The sequence below is a fragment of the Salinibacillus aidingensis genome (assembly GCF_055393355.1).
Map to the genome: position 1 here is coordinate 400042 of NZ_AP043759.1, position 16470 is coordinate 416511.

The window sequence follows — 16470 nt, forward strand, 5'->3', positions numbered from 1 at the left end:
GCTCAAATGTTAAGACAATATAAAAGAAGTGTTGAGTTTTTTTGTAAAATAAATAGCTGGCTGTATCTAAAAGACTGTTGTTTATTTATAGAAAAATATTTACCACGTATTAACGAATTTATCTGGACTCTTTTGATCGTTTATTTTTCCTGCCAATTTTAACGGTAAAGCAAATAACAACAGGGTATTTAAAAAGGTTACTGGGCAAGGCTTGGTTTGTCCAAAAAAAGAGCAAAAAATTCTCATTGCTAAAACTATTGGATGTTCTCGATTTGTCTTCAATCACTTTTTAGCAAAATGGAAGGACATATATAAAGAGACTGGCAAAGGCTTGACTTATAAGGCCTCCTTTAAACAATTAACTCAACTTAAGAAAGAATTAGTCTGGTTAAAGGAAGTCGACAGCATTGCCCTTCAATCCTCACTTAAGAACCTTTCAGATGCATACACTCGATTTTTTAAAAAACAGAACAAATCCCCTCGTTTCAAGTCTAAAAAGAACAAGGTTCAATCGTACGTAACTAAACATACAAACGGCAACATTGCTATTGTTCATAATAAAATCAAGTTACCTAAGATTGGTTTCGTTAAGTTTGCAAAAAGCCGAGAAGTTGAAGGTCGTATTTTAAACGCTACGATTAGACGTAACCCAAGTGGGAAATACTTTGTATCTATTCTTGTTGAAACAGAAGTCCATGAGCAACCTAAAACAAATTCGTCTGTTGGCATTGATGTTGGACTAAAGGATTTTGCGATTCTATCTAACGGAACGGTATATAAGAATTCTAAATACTTCCGTAAACTTGAGAAAAGGTTAGCAAAAGCCCAAAAGGTTCTTTCCAGACGAAAAAAAGGTTCTTCTAACTGGCATAAGCAACGTATCAAGGTTGCACGATTGCATGAAAAAATAGCTAATGCACGAAAGGACTATTTGCATAAAATCTCTACCAGTATTGTCAAAAACCACGACATCATTGGTATGGAAGATTTGCAGGTAAGTAATATGTTGAAAAATCACAACTTAGCTAAAGCGATAAGTGAAGTAAGTTGGTCGCCATTCCGTACCATGATTGAATACAAAGCAAAATGGTATGGAAAACAAATAGTCACAGTAGCGAAAAGCTTCCCTTCCAGCCAACTTTGTTCTTGTTGCGGCTATCAAAACAAAGACGTTAAGAATCTTGCATTGCGTGAGTGGGAATGCCCAGAATGCAACACTCATCATGATAGAGATATTAACGCAAGTATCAATCTTCGTAAGGAAGCAATACGATTAACCGCAGGAACTGCGGGGATAGCCTAATAATTAACTGACCGATAGGTTGGTGTTCCTAGGAATCCCCACTTCAATCAGCCCGAAGGGTGATAAGTGGCGGGTAGTTCAAATGTTTTCTTTTTCCTTATTCAGTTGTGTACTATATACGGAAAAAACGGTGGGAGGATAAGGATATTTAAGAGAAATAAGGTTTTAACAACATTAGGTCTTTACGTTTTGTAACAGAAAAAGAAGCAGATAAAAATGTTCTGCTTCTTTTCAGGAAGTTACCCAAACACCTGCCCGCCATTTACATGTAATGTTTGCCCTGTTACAAAACGGGAGTCATCAGAAGCAAGATAGACAAAGGTAGGAGCGACTTCAAATGGCTGGCCTTGTCGATCCATGGGATTATTGGCTAGTGGCACTTGATCTGCAGAGAAACTTGATGGAATTAAAGGAGTCCATATACGTCCTGGAGCAATGGCATTGACACGGATTCCTTTTTTTACCAGACTGTTGGCTAAAGCACGGGTGAATCCTACGTTGGCTCCCTTTGTTGCAGTGTAGTCAATTAATTGTTCGTTGCCATCAAACGCGACTACAGAAGATGTATTAATGATGGAGCTCCCTTCTTTTAGGTGTTTCAGTGCTTCACGGGTTGTATAAAAATGTGAGTATATGTTGACCTTAAAGGTGTCATCGAACTGTTCATCGGTGATATCCAGTAAGCTTAATTGCTGAAATTGAATTCCGACATGATTACATAGAATATCGAGTTTTCCGAACCTATTTACCGTAAGATTTACAATGTCAATGCATTGTTGTTTGTGTCTGAGATCACCAGGCAGCAATAAACACCTTTGACCAATCTCTTCAATTCTATTCTTTGTTCGCTTAGCATCTTCATGCTCATCTAAGTAAGCGATGGCAATATTTGCGCCCTCCTTTGCGAAGGCAATAGCTGCCGCTGCCCCCATTCCGCTGTCTCCTCCAGTAATGAGGGCAACCTTTCCTGTTAATTTGCCACTTCCTTTGTAGTTGGGATTTTCAACTATGGGCTTTGGTACCATTGCTCCTTCTACACCAGGCTGCCGATATTGACGCTGCTCAGGGACGGTTAAGGGAACCTCCTCATATTGTGTAATTTTCCCGTAGTTCGGGTACAAGGGATAATTTTGGTTCTTTGAGTGATTCGTAGACATTTTATGCACAATCCTCCTCATTAACAATTTAAATTAACCTATGTTTCTTAGGCGAATGACGTGCAAATAAGTACAGGCTCGTTTTTTTGAAAGGAGAATAGCATATAGGGAATATGCAATGAGGAGGAATTGGAATGCAATATTATTACAATCCTGAAGTGAAGTTACTGTTGATCAACCAGTCTAATGAAAAGGATGCAGTCATCTATGATGAGAATTCTCATCCTTTTAAGGCACCGAAGATTGGTCCAAGACCGCCATATTACTGTTATCCAAGATATGAACCTTATTATCCGGTTATTTAGTCCTGTTATCATAGAAAACAGATTTTGTCTCAGGCTTCCTGGTTTTACTGATATTTACCAGAGAAGCCTTTATTGTAGTCTATGATTCTATGTTTAATGCCAGATGAGCAGCTTCTTTAGCGTGTAGAAAAGTAGTATCAAATAAAGGAATATCTGTATCCTGTTGATTTATTAATAAGCCATGTTCCGTACAGCCTAAAATAATCCCTTTAGCTCCGTGACTGAATAACTGTTTTATAATGTCCAAAACAAAATTTTTGGAGAGAGGCTGGTTTTCCCGACGCACAATTCTTCAAAATAATGGCATTTAGTCTCTGTCTATCTTCTCTGTTTGGAATAGATACCGTTATACCATTTGCCTCCAGACGTGATGTATAAAAATCCTGTTCCATTGTATATTGCGTTCCAAGCAGTCCGACTCTTTGAATACCTTCGTTTTGGAGTTTCCTGGCTGTTGGATCGGCGGTATGAATAATAGGGATAGTTAGCGTTTTATCCATATAAGGAATGACTTTATGTATGGTATTGGTACAAATCACGATCATATCTGAACCAGCATATTCTAAAGATTGTCCAACTTCTGCTAATAATTGACCAGCTTTATCCCATCCTCAGTTTCTCTGATATTGTTCGACTTCATCAAAATCAATACTATATAAAATGCATTTTGCGGAATGCATTTCGCCCAATTTTTTGTTCACTTCTTCATTAATGATTGGGTAATATTCCAATGATGATTTCCAGTTCATACCACGGATAAGTCCAATCGTTTTCATGTGCAACACTCCCTTACCTTGTTTTAGGGACAGTCCCCAAAAAATTAGCTTGTCTAACTTCGCTATTCTCTGCATACATTGTTGGAGAGAGGTGAGGAAATTTGAAGCAGACAGCTGCAGAAAAACTACCAATCTTTTTGATTATGTTTTTGATTAGTTTAATTGCGAGTATCGAATCACCTGTCTTCACACCCTTTGCATCTGGGTTCGGGGCTACAAGTGTTTTGATCGGAATGATGCTCAGTTTTGGATCACTGGCCGACCTGGTTGGAAATTTATTGGCGGGGCCCCTGGTTGATCGTTTTGGGAAGAAACTTTTTATTATTTTTCCCTTGTTTGTTTCTGGAGGGCTATTTATAGCGCATGGCCTGGTTTCAAACTCGAGTGAACTATTTCTTTTGCATGGTTTAAATGAGTTTGCTATGGCCTTTTTAATTCCGGCAGCTTTCACACTTCTATCAGGATATGCGAAAAACCGAAGACAACAGGGGAAGAATATGGCGATTAACGGGATTCTTACAACCATTGCAAGCATTATGGCTCCTGTCATTGGTGGGCAGATGGTAGTGTGGATAGGTTATGTGAATACGTATTACTTTATTGGATCTGCGATGTTACTTACTAGTATATATGGGATGACCTTTTTAAAGGAAAGAGATTTTATCGTGAAAGAGCCGAGAGGTACACAAGTTAGTCTTATGAAAATCTTTACTTCACAGGAACTGAAACTCATTTATTTGATCGGATTTGCCGTGATGTATATCCACGGCGTCATTGCTTATGAAATACCTTATTTAACGGTTGAAAGAGGGGTTTCCACGTTAAATACAGGTCAGTTGTTCAGCTTTATGGGGCTTGGTACGTTTCTTGCCTTATCCCTTTTCTTTATTAATCGCTTCGATCCCTTTAAAAGGTTTATGACAGGCCTTGCAGGGATGAATGCCTCTTTGTTCTTATTGTTCGGGTTATCTTTTGCTTTACCTGTGTCATTGTTTTTCGTTGGTTTTTTCTTTGGTCTGGTCATGCCGGCCATTGCTACAGCCATTACGGAAAGTGTTTCTGCAAAGTATCATGGCAGAGCCTTTGGTGTCATGTCAGCTGTTTATTCTTTGGGAATTATTATAAGTTCCTTTGTTACCGGGTTTATACGGGATATAATTTCTCCATACTTTATTGCTTTTGTGGTAGGAATGATCATTCTCATGTTTGTTGGGTATTCAAAGCTGTCCATGGCCCCGGCCATTCGAAAAAAGACCTCATAGGATAATGCTTAGGAACTTATAAGGAGAAGTGCTGAAGGGTGATCTCATTTTGGGACCACCCATTCTTTTATAATTTTTTCTTTATTCCTCATAAAGTTTGGATAAATCAGTAAGTACATATAGGTATAAGGATTTTATCACGCATTAACTGGCCGTAATATCCCCACTTCAAGGGTCCTGAGGTTACGCCAACAAAACTACAAGTGGGGGATAAACGACCAGTAAATTCCTGATAAGTTCAACTAACCATCAGTGGGGGGAGTAAACCCCCACTGATGGAAGTTTCACTTTATGATGTTTTTTGACAAAATACTTGATTCATTAAGGAATATCCCTTTTAATTATATGTATAACAATTTTTTAAAAATTCTATATTTATATTCAATTCTGTCACTTCAAGGAAGCGGGAAATGGACAGGAAGGAACCCTGAGACATGAGAAAACCGATTCCTGTTTTCAGGATCGTTTTCTATACATTCCATAAGAGGAGGGAAGAAAATGATTACAGGCTGGACATTATTCTGGTTTGCGGTGCCCATGCCGTTACTCGTTATCTGGGCAATATACACTTACTTTAAAGAAGGGAAGGATGAAGGTTAATGGATCCGATTTTAATTACTTTTGTAGCCTACTTGGCACTTATGTTAACCATTGGAATTATAACGTATCGTAAAACAAATACTTTATCAGATTATGTGCTGGGTGGTCGTAAGCTTGGAAGCTGGGTGACGGCATTTTCGGCTGCAGCCAGTGACTTTAGCGGATGGCTTTTAATTGGATTGCCCGGGGCAGCTTATGCAGCCGGTTTTGGCCAGTGGAGCTTATGGATTGCTGTAGGTCTTGCAGTTGGAGCTGCGATTAACTGGACTTATGTTGCAAAGCGCCTTCGTGTTTATACGGAATACTCCAATGATTCCATCACCCTGCCGGAGTTTTTTGAAAATCGATTCCGTGATCGATCAAATCTGCTTCGTCTTATTTCAGCGGTATTTATTTTAGCCTTTTTCTTATTCTATACAGCCTCGGGTTTGGTGAGTGGTGCCAAACTGTTCCAGGGGACATTTGACGTCGATTATCATTTCGCATTAATTATCGGTGCTCTTATCATTGTTGGATATACGTTTCTTGGCGGATTTATTGCGGTTAGTTATACAGACTTTATACAAGGTGTATTAATGTCGACGGCTCTGTTATTTACATCCATTTATGGACTTATTCAGGTTGGCGGTTTTGGTGGTCTGTTCGAGCAGCTGAGTGCAGTTAATGGAAGCCTGGTAGATGGTTTTGCTGCAACCTCCTATAATCAGCCGGAAGGAATTATTTGGGAAGCGGCAGGTCCGATAGGCTTCGTAGGAATTATTTCTGCCTTGGCCTGGGGGCTTGGTTATTTTGGACAGCCTCACATTTTAGCAAGGTTTATGGCTATCCGATCCCATCAGGAAGTGCGAAAAGCAAGGTTAATCAGCATATCCCTTGGTCTTGTCATTCCGTTATATGGTGCCCTTATCGTTGGGATGCTTGGGATTGTGACATTTGATCAGCCGCTTGCAGACTCTGAGCAGGTGTTTATTCAGCTTGTGCAGGTCGTATATGACCCTTGGATAGCTGGTGCGCTGTTAGCTGCTGTATTAGCTGCCATTATGAGTACGGTAGACTCCCAACTGCTCGTATCCTCCAGTGCACTTTCTGAAGACTTCTACCGTAAATACTTTCGTAAAAATGCTTCAGATAAGGAGCTGGTCTGGGTTGGACGTCTCTCTGTGTTAGTGATTGCCATTATTGCGCTATTGATTGCCTGGAATGAAACGAGCTCTGTGCTGGATCTTGTATCTTATGCCTGGGCTGGATTCGGGGCAACGTTTGGCCCTGCAGTGTTATTCTCCTTATTCTGGAGAAATACATCCAGAAACGGGGTACTTGCCGGTATTATTGTCGGTGGTGTCACAGTATTTACCTGGCAGTATACAGGATCTGCCCTGTATGAAATGGTACCAGGCTTTGTCTTCTCCAGTATTGCTATTATCATCTTCAGTTTTGTAGGTCAAAAATCATCTGATGAAGTGAAGGAAGAGTATGATAAGGTTGCCGGCGCATAATAGGATAAGGTGTTTCAAAAAATACCTGTTGCTTTAAGGGAAGCCCACCTTCCGCTACAATATAGTTATAAACGGAATTTTTGCAGTAATCAAACAACTATTAACATTCAAGGCAAAGGGAGTGGAACAGCATGAGTAATGAAAAATTATATGGCAATACCCCTTGTTTTTTAGGGGGTAAAAAAGCTTCGATTAAGGATCAGAATGTAAATGATTATGATGTACTCATTTATGGTGTACCGTGGGAAGGTGCGGTTACCTGGGGAGATTACACAGGTGTTGAGCTTGGTCCGAAAGTGATTCGTCTCAATTCTGCCCGTTATTCGGGATATTTACCAGAGTTGAACCATATCGATGTTTTGAGTCATTATCAGCTTGCTGATTTAGGTGATGTGGATGTTGTTCCGGCGGATACGTTCGAAACGATGGACAGAATCACGAACTTTGCAGCCAAAGTATGGGATACCAATGCCTTTCCCGTTGCGTTTGGCGGGGATCATGGGATTACCTATCCGATTGTAAAGGCCCTGAGTGAAAAGGTCGATGGAAAAGTGGGGATCATTCACCTGGATGCTCACTACGATAACCATCCTGATTATGAGGGAGATAAATACGCAAGAAGCACCCCTTTTGCACGTATTTATGAAAGTGAAAGTGTACGAAACGAAAGCATTGTCCATATGGGAATTCATGGCCCAAGAAATAAACCTGAGACTGGTAAATATGCAGATGAAGCCGGCGCAACGACGATAACTTCAAGAGAAATCAGGAAAAGCAATGATGTAGAGGCAATGGCAAAGCATGCTTATGATATTGCAAGCGAGGGTACCGATGCGGTTTACTTAAGCATTTGCAGTGATGTGCTGGATTTTGCTTTTAATCCGGGTGGACCGGTGGATGGCAATGGTCTTACTTCCTATGAGCTAGTCGAACTGGTTCATGCCTTTGCAAAATTAGGTGTAAATGGGATGGACTACGTTGAGGTTTACCCTCAGCAGGATGCCAATGATAATTCCTCCCATTTTGTAACCACTGTTATTCTTTATGCACTCGCGGGGGATATCCTCAGAAAACAAAATCAGTAAAGTATAAAAACCTGCCCTGAAGCTAATCACTTCAAGGCAGGTTATTTTTGCCTTCAGAATGAATAGAAGCCTCAAAGTATGTTTTCCACATATCCTTCACTTACACCTGTAACCTTTGAATAACAATTTTTTTCGGGAAATATAAACGTCCAGGGCACACTTGTATAAGGTTCAATGATAAGGTCACGTAACTGAAACGTATGCTCAGCGATAACTTGATTTTTGTTTACATAACGTAACGTACGATTATTAAATGTCAGTGGTTGCTCACTTCGATTATGGATAAGTACAGTTACCAGAAAATCTGACCGATAGTTAACAGCTGTCCATAGAAGTGTGAAGAACTGCTGGGAAGCACAGGTTTTTTGAAAGATTTGTTGAATGATAAGCCGGTCCCTTTCAGATAGATTCTTGTTCCAAGATCGTTCAAACTCAAGACGTTGCTTCTTTGTCATTATGATCACTCCAAATAGTAGAGATGCGATAAATAGTCGTGTTACGATAGGTAAGGAACTCCGAAAAAAGGAGAGATACGTTTGAAACAGAATTTTATGGATCAGTTTTATACGATAGATCAAGAGACAGGTGAATATATCATAGAAATTTCACTTCAAAACTATGATGATGTTTTTAATACCTGGGATTCATCCGTTTATAATATTCGTGATCTGGACTCCAGTCTGAAATCCTTTTTGGAGGAATGCTCCTATGACATTGATTCCAAAAGGAGCATTAAGCTTCGATTTAATATGAGTAATCAAAATAAAGACGAAAAGATGGAAGCTTTGATCGCTGAAGGAATACGAAATTATTTCCAATATTCTCACTACATAACGAAGAAGCGCTTCTCAGAAAAGCGTAAGCGATCGATTATATACATTATCCTGTCCCTGCTATTTACCATTGTATCGTACTTTTTTAAAGCGACAAATGAGAGCGAATTAGTAGGAGAAATCATTTCTTTAAGCTTAACAGTTGGCGGATGGGTATTTCTTTGGGAGACCTTTTCTCTATTGTTTATCCAGAGCAGTGATTTAAGGAAGCAAAAGAAACAGTACAGACGGATATTTACTGCACCGATTCTATTCCGCTACGTGGATCAATCAAAAAATTAAGAATAGAGCTTTTTCGTAATGGAGAGGAATGGAAGTAGTGTCCTGGTGTGCCATTTAAAAAGGAGGATCACGTTTTGGAGATAAATATTAAGAATCGACTCGAACAGCCGAAAGAGAGTACGGATACAGAATTTATAAACGATATCGTCTATTATTTTGAACAGGAAGATTATGAGAACCTTATTCATTCGGTGGAGGAAGCCAAACAGGAGCTGGAGTCTGATGGGGAGGACATGTATACGCTGAACGTGTTGGAAATATTGGGATATATTGAACTCAATCAAATGACTGAAGCTGAAAAGACCTGGGGAGTTACTGGAAAATGCCCTCGCAGATGTCATCAAATTCTTTGAGAAAACCAAAAACAATAAAAAAATCAAAAAGTATGAGCAAAAGGTCGTTCATTTGCTAAATAACAGAAGTAAGGCAGTAAGGTAAGTTTAATCAGATTAAAAATCATAGTTAATTCTTTGCAGACGCTCAGGGATCATCATCTCTGAGCGTCTTTCTTGTAAAAAAGAAAATGCTACTGTTAAAGGGTTTCAATAAGAGTTCATTGCTATTGTGCTCTGTTTATCTTTTTATTCTTAATTTAAAAATTACTTTAATACAAGGAGAATATAGAACTCCAGGTTTAATGGAATTCCCTTTTCATTCCTGTCATCGTAAGCTTTAGCAAATGATTATAGGTAACTCTACTATTATATTCTACTATGGATAGGAACCCTTTTTACAATAGAATAGGAGACAGCCCTGACTAACATAGAGTTCCCCCATATACTACTAGTGAAAGATAGTTGAAAGGAGTGATGGATAAACAATGAATGAACTCAACCAGGAGCTGCAGAATTTATCCAAGAGCTTAGCCGGTGTTTCGGTTTCTAAAGTGTTGCAAAAGCATGGCATAGGTCAAGATTCAGGTGTCAACGATTTATCAGATTCTCAAAAACAGGAACTACGAAATATAGCCCAAAATCTTGAAACGATGGTTAACGAATATGTTGCCCAGCAAAATGATTCTAACTCATCATCTCAGTCAGAAGATGGAGAGAAGGATTCAGAACCTAAGGAAAGTCCGCTTCGAGAGTTTTTAAAGGAAAAGAAAGAAAAGGAGGTTGATGGATAATGGTAAGAAGGAGAAGAAGGCGAAACGATTTTGTAGATTTTGCAGGAAATACGTGGGAGAATGATTGTGGCTGCGGTAGACGCAGAAATGCCAGAGTTAGTGATTTCGACTGTGGATGTGAATCACACAGAAACGTCAGATCTTCCCATTGTGACTGCGGCTGTGATTCACAAAGAGGTGCTCGTGCTGGCGCTATGATGGGGAATAGAGGCTTTAGTGATGACGATGCGCTTGTTGATAATGCTGCCTATCAGGTTGACGAAATGCATCAGGGATCCCATGAAGTGATTGAGATTATCGATTCCTGTGATGTAGATGTCACATCCAATGACACACAAATTGCTCTATCCATTCAGGTGGCTATCCAGATTGCTATCGCAGTCGTTGTTAATATCACGATTGCAGATTCAAACCGCGCCGAGCAGGTAACCAATGACTTGTTACAACGCACGGAAATGAAGCAGATTAATAAACAGAAAGTACGTATCGAAGGATCCAAAGATGTAAACGTAACGACCAGCGATACGGATATCGCCCTGTCCCTGCAAGTACTTGTTCAAGTTCTTCTAGCATTCCTCATCCAGCTGGATATCCTTTAATTTGAATAAACCCAACCCGTGGAGCACTCCCATTGATAAAAGGCTGACTCAAAATGATGAGTTAGCCTTCTTCGTTTATATAGAAATTTTAGAGGGTGGGTCGTCTGTTTTTTTACGTCCCACCCTCTCATAGTTCAATAGATTATGCACTGATTGGCAAATCTGAAGTTTCTTTTTCCTTTCTGGCGATCTTTACGAATAGATAAGTAATTGGCGTATCCAGAAGCGCTACAATCAGTTTAAATACATATTGGGTGGCCATCATGCTTAGTAATGCCGTTGCCGGAACAGTTCCCATAAAAGCAATCGTAATGAATATACTTGTATCGACAAACTGACTTGATATAGTAGAAACATTATTTCGCAGCCACAGTTTCTTTGCACCGTGTTTACGTTTTAGACGATGAAAAATATACACATCAAAATGCTGACTGGCAAGATAGGACAATGTACTGGCTAAAATTACACGGAGACTGCCACCTAATATGGTTTCAAATTCCTGCTGATTTCCAAACAGCGGAGCAGCAGGCAACTCTATAGCGATAAACAGGAATATTAGCGCAATAATTTGAGTGAAAAAACCAGCCTGGACGGTTTTCTTTGCTGCCTCTTTTCCGTATACTTCACCGATCACATCTGTAATTAAATAGGTAATGACATATACAATAACGGCAGCTGGTAAAACAAAATCACCGATACTGAACAATTTGACACCCAGGATATTTGATAAAACTAATAACCCCACAAATAAAGCATTTAAGTAAACAAACATTCTGTATCCTCTCCTTTTATGGGAGGATTCCAAGTTTCCCCTCTATTATCGATTATCTATTTTTTCCGGATACATGTCATGATTCATCAGGCGATGCATGGCCATTTCTTCATATTTGGTTTCTGGTCTTCCATAATTGCAATATGGATCAATGGAGATTCCGCCTCGAGGGGTGAATTTGCCCCATACCTCTATGTAGCGAGGGTCCATAAGTTCAATTAAATCATTCATTATAATGTTCATACTATCTTCATGAAAGTCTCCATGATTACGGAAACTGAATAAGTATAGTTTTAAAGATTTACTCTCTACCATTTTTTGATCGGGGATATAGCTGATATAAACCGTACCAAAATCCGGCTGGTGGGTTTTAGGACATAAGGTTGTAAATTCCGGGCAATTAAACTTTACAAAGTAATCGCGATTCGGATGCTTATTATCAAATGTTTCCAGCACTTCAGGTGTATAATTAAAAGCATAAGTTGTCTGCTGATTTCCCAGTAGTGACAGATCTGTCAGCTCTTCATCATTTCTGTCGGACATCTTCAAACCTCCCTTTATTCGGCCATTAAAAAAGCCATATCCTAAGGGGATATGGCTGATTCTATCACGTCATATGTCCTTAGTTTTTTATAGAGGGTTTAAGCTAAGAACCTCTCCCGTACTTTTATGGATCATTCTATTTCATGGAATAAGTATATAGATAAGTGGTATTCATGTCAATTAGCTTATAGGAGTGTATTTTGTTATACCCATTTTCGAAGTAAGGTGCGGGCTTTTGCTGGTGAACATTTTCCGGTTTTTGAATCCAGTTTTTTAAATCCTGATTCGTATTTGGCAGGGGGGACTTTCATATCTGTTGATAAAGTTAAAACAGAGATATTTGTCGGATTCTTTTTCGTCTCCTTTTCCTTTACTTTCACTTTTATACCACCTTTTCTAGTATATATTTAATCATTTTGTGTGTAAGGTCGTTAATTTTGCCTAACAGCATCAAATAGGAGGACGCTGCCTGAAAGTGTTGAAGCTTTTCTTCTGTAATCATATGCTGATGTTTAAATAATAGAGCATAACCAAGGCGAAATTCCCCGTAATTCCGGACAAACACAAATTCCCGGTTTTCTCCATTAAAATTACGTTTCACCCGATCATCCCAAAACTGCGGATTAGGCTGCTGAAGCGCCCATCTTATAATACGTTTATCTTCTTCGGTTGGCTTCAAATGCTCATTTAAGTTTACAATCATTAAAAAGCTTTTATGATCGTTTTGATAAAATTCCTCATTTTCTTTTTCAATGGATTTCTGGTATTCATCCTTATCCATTTGCAGCACCCATAAACTCTTTAAATCATTGTTATCCATTTCAAAAATTTCTGCAACCATTTCGTCAAATTTTTTCATAAAAGTTATAATTTTTTCATTAATTTTGGCATCATCTTCGGAGTCTACAGCATCTAACATAGAGGCAATTTCGCTTTGACAGACCATTTCAGGGTAGGAGGATTGCGGTTGGACCGGCTTTTGAAATAATCTGATTATTCCTTTAATCATAATTATATAAAAAATCATAGCCAGGGAAATCACCAGCCAATGGATAAATCGTGAGGATTGTAAACCAGGCTGAAGCTTATCCGTAAAGGGAAATAAAATAAAGCCTGTCACTTCATTCAAATTTTCTTTTGATAAAGTGGCGGTTAGGATGATAAAGCTGAAAATTCCCAATATGCTTGAAATGTAAGTAACATTCAAGAATTTACGAAACTTCATTCCATCACCACACCTTGTTTTATATTACATAAATTTTAACAAAGTGTAATGGAAAAACCTATAAGATATGGTGAAAAAGGGAAAAATTACCCTCTTTCACCCATTGGTTTTCTAGGAGTATGGACGTAGGAGGGAATTTCCTCATCCAATTCCATGATCGAATAGAAAACCATCTGCTGTCCAATCTGTACCGTTCCTTCCTTTTGCGTCACGGGAGGAATGCTTTCGGTCAGCGGTGTCTTATTTTTCAGGATCCTTAAAATGAGAAAGCACCTCCTTGATGATTGCACCTATTTACAAGTATATTATGCTTCACGTTTTCTATCCGCAAAAATTTTCTAAAGATTAGGCTGTTCATTTTCGAAGGTTTTCAGATTACAGTAGTCATGGTGTTACAGGTAATCTATAATCAATTTAGAGGTGTTTTTAGTTGAGAAAAAAGGCTGTCGCTATTTTAATACTATATACAGGTTTACTTATTTATTGGATGTTTTTTGGTTTCTCCAGGGTACAAACCGAAGATTACATGTATAATCTGATTCCGTTATCAACATTAAAGCTTTATATCGAGAATTTTTCTCACTTTCCTTTAGAAACCTGGCTGATCAATTTAGCCGGTAACATAGGAGTTTTCATTCCCTTTGGAGTGCTATTACCTCTGTGCTTTCAAAAGCTTTGGGTAATCAGGGATTTTCTTAAAGTATTTTTGGTCGGTATTTTTATTCTGGAGCTGTGTCAGCTGAGTTTCAGAGTAGGAAGCTTTGACGTGGATGATATTCTTCTTAATACAGTAGGAGCTTTAACAGGCTTTTTATTGCTGCGGATTTTTTACATCATAAAAATGCACATATCAAAATAAAGGAGTGCTAATAAGCACTCCTTTATTCAAGAACTCGATTATTTTCATCTACCGAAAAAGGAGTGTCAGGCTCAGGATTGTCTCCCGGCTGAAAAACCCCATCACCCCCACAGACAGTACACGTATACTGCCATTCCTCATCATCAGCTAAAAGTCCAGTACCATCGCATGCTTTACATACATGATTACGGTCAACCATGGTAAATCTCTCCTTGTTTCAATGGTTGCCCATAGTTTTACACGGTACCGCAAATTCATGCGTGGTATTAAGCTTTTGAATTCTGTCTGTCCTTCACCCAATTAATTAAGCCGCCTTTAAGCATCATGTCAACTTGTCTGGAAGATAGAGCATGTGTAAGTTCCATTTCAATATTCTTGTCTTTTACCGTCGCTTTTATGTCATTACCCTGCTGTACCTTGTCACGCAGGTCTTTAAATTGGAGTACATCTCCCTGCTGTAATTTGTCAAAGTCCTCATCGTGTTTAAAGGTAAGAGGGAGGACACCAAAATTAACCAGGTTCTGCCAGTGAATACGGGCAAAGTCTTTGACTACAGCGACACGTAATCCGAGGTATCGTGGAGCGAGTGCGGCATGTTCACGGCTGGACCCTTGACCATAGTTATAGCCGCCTACAATAGCATGGCCGCCATGATCCCGAATATCCATAGCACGGTCATAATAGCTCTCATCTATGATTTCAAAAGTGAATTTACTGATTTCAGGTAAATTACTGCGGTATGGGAGAACCCTGGCGCCACCAGCTAAAATTTCATCTGTGGAAATGTTATCGTTCATTTTAAGAAGTATCGGTACCTCCAGCTCATCTGGCAGCCTATCCATTTCCGGTATGGAGGCAATATTAGGCCCCTTGTAGAGCTCTACTTTTTTAGCTTCTTCCTCCGGTAAGGGTTTATCCAGTAGCTGATCATCTACATTCGGCTTTTTCGGCCCTTTAATGTTTGGATAATTCATCTCCAATGTACGAGGATCCGTAATTTCACCCTTTAATGCGGAGGCGGCTGCCGTTTCTGGTCCGCATAGAAAGACACTGTCTTCTTTGGTGCCGGAACGACCAGGAAAGTTTCTTGGTGTTGTACGCAGGCTGTTTCGGCCGGTTGCAGGCGCCTGCCCCATTCCAATACAGCCATTACATCCAGCCTGATGAAGACGTCCTCCCGATTGAAGGAAGCTTGCGATATGTCCTTCCTGTACAAGTTCTGTCAGCATCTGTCGTGATGTTGGATTAACATCTAAGGAAACGCCTTCAGCAATCTTTTTATCCTTTACAATTTCAGCTGCCATGGCAAAATCACGAAAACCAGGCTGAGCAGAAGAGCCGATATAGGATTGATATATGGATTCGCCAGCAATGTCCTTAACTGGGACTACATTACCTGGACTTGATGGCTTTGCAATAAGAGGTTCAAGCTCGGATAAATTGATTTCCTCCTCAATATCGTAGGAAGCTCCTTTATCCGCCTTTAATTCAATCCATTCGTCCCTACGTTCCTGTTCTTTTAAGAAGCGCTTCACTTCCTCATCGGAAGGAAAGACCGTTCCTGTGGCTCCAAGTTCAGCGCCCATATTGGCAATCACATGCCGATCCATGGCATCTAAATTCTTTAATCCTGGACCATAATATTCAATCACACGTCCGACTCCGCCTTTTACATCGTGACGACGGAGCAATTCCAAAATAACATCCTTGGCTCCAACCCAGTCAGGCAGTTCACCGGTCAATTTAATTCCCCAGACTTCAGGCATTTTGACATAAAAGGGTTCGCCGGCAATAGCCATTGCAACATCAATACCGCCAGCCCCCATGGCGAGCATTCCCATACTGCCGTTTGCACATGTATGACTGTCTGAACCTAATAATGTTTTCCCGGGCTTCGCTAATCTTTGCATATGGACAGGGTGACTAACGCCGTTTCCAGGGCGACTATAATACAGTCCAAAACGTCTGGCTGCACTCTGTAAAAACAAGTGATCATCAGGGTTTTTATTATCTACTTGAATCAGGTTATGATCGACATACTGGGCTGATGCCTCTGTTTTGGCATAATCCAGTCCCATCGCTTCAAGCTCAAGCATAACCATTGTTCCGGTTGCATCCTGTGTTAAAGTCTGATCAATCTTTAACCCAATCTCCTCACCAGGAGTCATCTCCCCGGATACCAAATGGTCTTTTATCAGCTTTTGGGTAACATTAAGCTTCAACATCATTCCTCCTTATATAGTTCTA

Annotated in this window: 19 protein-coding genes, 1 pseudogene and 1 riboswitch; of the genes and pseudogenes, 11 read left to right on the forward strand and 9 right to left on the reverse strand. The window is 39.6% G+C overall.

Translation table 11 applies throughout. The features are described 5' to 3' along the window. Positions 1 to 211 precede the first annotated feature (211 nt). Positions 212 to 1303, forward strand: a complete 1092-nt coding sequence (tnpB, locus tag ACZ5OK_RS02240; RefSeq protein WP_343841851.1) for an IS200/IS605 family element RNA-guided endonuclease TnpB — start codon at positions 212 to 214, stop codon at positions 1301 to 1303. A 239-nt stretch (positions 1304 to 1542) separates the two neighbouring features. Here tnpB and ACZ5OK_RS02245 read toward each other — a convergent pair whose 3' ends face one another. Beyond that, positions 1543 to 2460: an SDR family oxidoreductase gene (locus tag ACZ5OK_RS02245; RefSeq protein ID WP_343841853.1), complete on the reverse strand. Its 918-nt coding sequence runs from the start codon at positions 2458 to 2460 to the stop codon at positions 1543 to 1545. Between the two features lie 134 nt (positions 2461 to 2594). Between ACZ5OK_RS02245 and ACZ5OK_RS02250 the strand changes: the two genes are divergently transcribed. Beyond that, complete coding sequence (locus ACZ5OK_RS02250; RefSeq protein WP_343841854.1) at positions 2595 to 2765, forward strand: hypothetical protein; 171 nt, start codon at positions 2595 to 2597, stop codon at positions 2763 to 2765. Between the two features lie 79 nt (positions 2766 to 2844). Here the strand turns inward: ACZ5OK_RS02250 and ACZ5OK_RS02255 are convergent. Then, a pseudogene (locus ACZ5OK_RS02255) lies at positions 2845 to 3541 on the reverse strand (aspartate/glutamate racemase family protein). 101 nt (positions 3542 to 3642) lie between these two features. Here ACZ5OK_RS02255 and ACZ5OK_RS02260 point away from each other — a divergent pair. From ACZ5OK_RS02260 to ACZ5OK_RS02270, 3 genes are all read left to right on the forward strand, one after another. Further along, positions 3643 to 4803, forward strand: a complete 1161-nt coding sequence (locus ACZ5OK_RS02260) for an MFS transporter (protein WP_343841857.1) — start codon at positions 3643 to 3645, stop codon at positions 4801 to 4803. Between the two features lie 599 nt (positions 4804 to 5402). Further along, a complete protein-coding gene (gene putP, locus ACZ5OK_RS02265; protein ID WP_343841860.1) occupies positions 5403 to 6899 on the forward strand; it encodes a sodium/proline symporter PutP in 1497 nt (498 codons plus the stop codon). A 131-nt stretch (positions 6900 to 7030) separates the two neighbouring features. Further along, the gene (locus ACZ5OK_RS02270) at positions 7031 to 7984 is read left to right on the forward strand and encodes an agmatinase family protein (RefSeq protein ID WP_343841863.1); all 954 of its coding nucleotides are present in this window, start codon (positions 7031 to 7033) and stop codon (positions 7982 to 7984) included. A 71-nt stretch (positions 7985 to 8055) separates the two neighbouring features. On the opposite strand, the gene ACZ5OK_RS02275 is transcribed toward ACZ5OK_RS02270, so the two are convergent. Beyond that, positions 8056 to 8439: an SLAP domain-containing protein gene (locus tag ACZ5OK_RS02275; RefSeq protein WP_343841865.1), complete on the reverse strand. Its 384-nt coding sequence runs from the start codon at positions 8437 to 8439 to the stop codon at positions 8056 to 8058. An 81-nt stretch (positions 8440 to 8520) separates the two neighbouring features. Between ACZ5OK_RS02275 and ACZ5OK_RS02280 the strand changes: the two genes are divergently transcribed. From ACZ5OK_RS02280 to ACZ5OK_RS02300, 5 genes are all read left to right on the forward strand, one after another. Further along, on the forward strand, positions 8521 to 9099 hold the full coding sequence (locus ACZ5OK_RS02280; protein ID WP_343841867.1) for a hypothetical protein: 579 nt from the start codon (positions 8521 to 8523) through the stop codon (positions 9097 to 9099). Positions 9100 to 9173: 74 nt separating this feature from the next. Next, positions 9174 to 9452 (forward strand): hypothetical protein, encoded by a 279-nt coding sequence (locus ACZ5OK_RS02285; RefSeq protein WP_343841870.1) that lies wholly within the window; start codon positions 9174 to 9176, stop codon positions 9450 to 9452. A gap of 467 nt (positions 9453 to 9919) precedes the next feature. After that, positions 9920 to 10225 carry a hypothetical protein gene (locus ACZ5OK_RS02290; RefSeq protein ID WP_343841872.1) on the forward strand — a complete coding sequence of 102 codons (306 nt, stop codon included), beginning with the start codon at positions 9920 to 9922 and terminating at the stop codon, positions 10223 to 10225. Positions 10226 to 10264: 39 nt separating this feature from the next. Then, positions 10265 to 10423 (forward strand): hypothetical protein, encoded by a 159-nt coding sequence (locus tag ACZ5OK_RS02295; protein ID WP_343841875.1) that lies wholly within the window; start codon positions 10265 to 10267, stop codon positions 10421 to 10423. Next, positions 10420 to 10824 carry a spore coat protein gene (locus tag ACZ5OK_RS02300; protein WP_464758351.1) on the forward strand — a complete coding sequence of 135 codons (405 nt, stop codon included), beginning with the start codon at positions 10420 to 10422 and terminating at the stop codon, positions 10822 to 10824. Before ACZ5OK_RS02295 ends, ACZ5OK_RS02300 begins: the two co-directional genes overlap by 4 nt. A 142-nt stretch (positions 10825 to 10966) precedes the next feature. On the opposite strand, the gene ACZ5OK_RS02305 is transcribed toward ACZ5OK_RS02300, so the two are convergent. The 4 genes from ACZ5OK_RS02305 to ACZ5OK_RS02320 form a co-directional block, all read right to left on the reverse strand. Further along, positions 10967 to 11596: a queuosine precursor transporter gene (locus tag ACZ5OK_RS02305; protein WP_343841880.1), complete on the reverse strand. Its 630-nt coding sequence runs from the start codon at positions 11594 to 11596 to the stop codon at positions 10967 to 10969. A gap of 45 nt (positions 11597 to 11641) precedes the next feature. Continuing rightward, complete coding sequence (queF, locus tag ACZ5OK_RS02310; protein WP_343841882.1) at positions 11642 to 12139, reverse strand: preQ(1) synthase; 498 nt, start codon at positions 12137 to 12139, stop codon at positions 11642 to 11644. Positions 12140 to 12212: 73 nt separating this feature from the next. After that, positions 12213 to 12259: riboswitch (PreQ1 riboswitch) on the reverse strand. A gap of 83 nt (positions 12260 to 12342) precedes the next feature. Then, positions 12343 to 12519, reverse strand: a complete 177-nt coding sequence (locus tag ACZ5OK_RS02315) for a hypothetical protein (RefSeq protein ID WP_343841885.1) — start codon at positions 12517 to 12519, stop codon at positions 12343 to 12345. Positions 12520 to 12521: 2 nt separating this feature from the next. Further along, positions 12522 to 13364, reverse strand: coding sequence for a hypothetical protein (locus tag ACZ5OK_RS02320; RefSeq protein ID WP_343841888.1), 843 nt, complete (start codon positions 13362 to 13364; stop codon positions 12522 to 12524). 430 nt (positions 13365 to 13794) lie between these two features. On the opposite strand from ACZ5OK_RS02320, the gene ACZ5OK_RS02325 reads away from it, so the two are divergent. Continuing rightward, entirely contained in the window at positions 13795 to 14223 is a 429-nt protein-coding gene (locus tag ACZ5OK_RS02325; protein ID WP_343841892.1) for a VanZ family protein, read from the forward strand. 22 nt (positions 14224 to 14245) lie between these two features. On the opposite strand, the gene ACZ5OK_RS02330 is transcribed toward ACZ5OK_RS02325, so the two are convergent. Continuing rightward, complete coding sequence (locus tag ACZ5OK_RS02330; protein WP_343841895.1) at positions 14246 to 14422, reverse strand: hypothetical protein; 177 nt, start codon at positions 14420 to 14422, stop codon at positions 14246 to 14248. A 67-nt stretch (positions 14423 to 14489) separates the two neighbouring features. After that, on the reverse strand, positions 14490 to 16445 hold the full coding sequence (locus ACZ5OK_RS02335; RefSeq protein ID WP_343841898.1) for an aconitate hydratase: 1956 nt from the start codon (positions 16443 to 16445) through the stop codon (positions 14490 to 14492). Between the last annotated feature and the right edge of the window lie 25 nt (positions 16446 to 16470).

What these genes read in the sequence shown, in the direction of transcription:
- ACZ5OK_RS02245 (WP_343841853.1), bottom strand. Translation starts at nt 2,460, where the DNA reads ATGTCTACGAATCACTCAAAGAACCAAAATTATCCCTTGTACCCGAAC.
- ACZ5OK_RS02250 (WP_343841854.1), top strand. Translation starts at nt 2,595, where the DNA reads ATGCAATATTATTACAATCCTGAAGTGAAGTTACTGTTGATCAACCAG.
- putP (WP_343841860.1), top strand. Translation starts at nt 5,403, where the DNA reads ATGGATCCGATTTTAATTACTTTTGTAGCCTACTTGGCACTTATGTTA.
- ACZ5OK_RS02270 (WP_343841863.1), top strand. Translation starts at nt 7,031, where the DNA reads ATGAGTAATGAAAAATTATATGGCAATACCCCTTGTTTTTTAGGGGGT.
- ACZ5OK_RS02275 (WP_343841865.1), bottom strand. Translation starts at nt 8,439, where the DNA reads ATGACAAAGAAGCAACGTCTTGAGTTTGAACGATCTTGGAACAAGAAT.
- ACZ5OK_RS02290 (WP_343841872.1), top strand. Translation starts at nt 9,920, where the DNA reads ATGAATGAACTCAACCAGGAGCTGCAGAATTTATCCAAGAGCTTAGCC.
- ACZ5OK_RS02300 (WP_464758351.1), top strand. Translation starts at nt 10,420, where the DNA reads ATGATGGGGAATAGAGGCTTTAGTGATGACGATGCGCTTGTTGATAAT.
- ACZ5OK_RS02305 (WP_343841880.1), bottom strand. Translation starts at nt 11,596, where the DNA reads ATGTTTGTTTACTTAAATGCTTTATTTGTGGGGTTATTAGTTTTATCA.
- queF (WP_343841882.1), bottom strand. Translation starts at nt 12,139, where the DNA reads ATGTCCGACAGAAATGATGAAGAGCTGACAGATCTGTCACTACTGGGA.
- ACZ5OK_RS02320 (WP_343841888.1), bottom strand. Translation starts at nt 13,364, where the DNA reads ATGAAGTTTCGTAAATTCTTGAATGTTACTTACATTTCAAGCATATTG.
- ACZ5OK_RS02330 (WP_343841895.1), bottom strand. Translation starts at nt 14,422, where the DNA reads ATGGTTGACCGTAATCATGTATGTAAAGCATGCGATGGTACTGGACTT.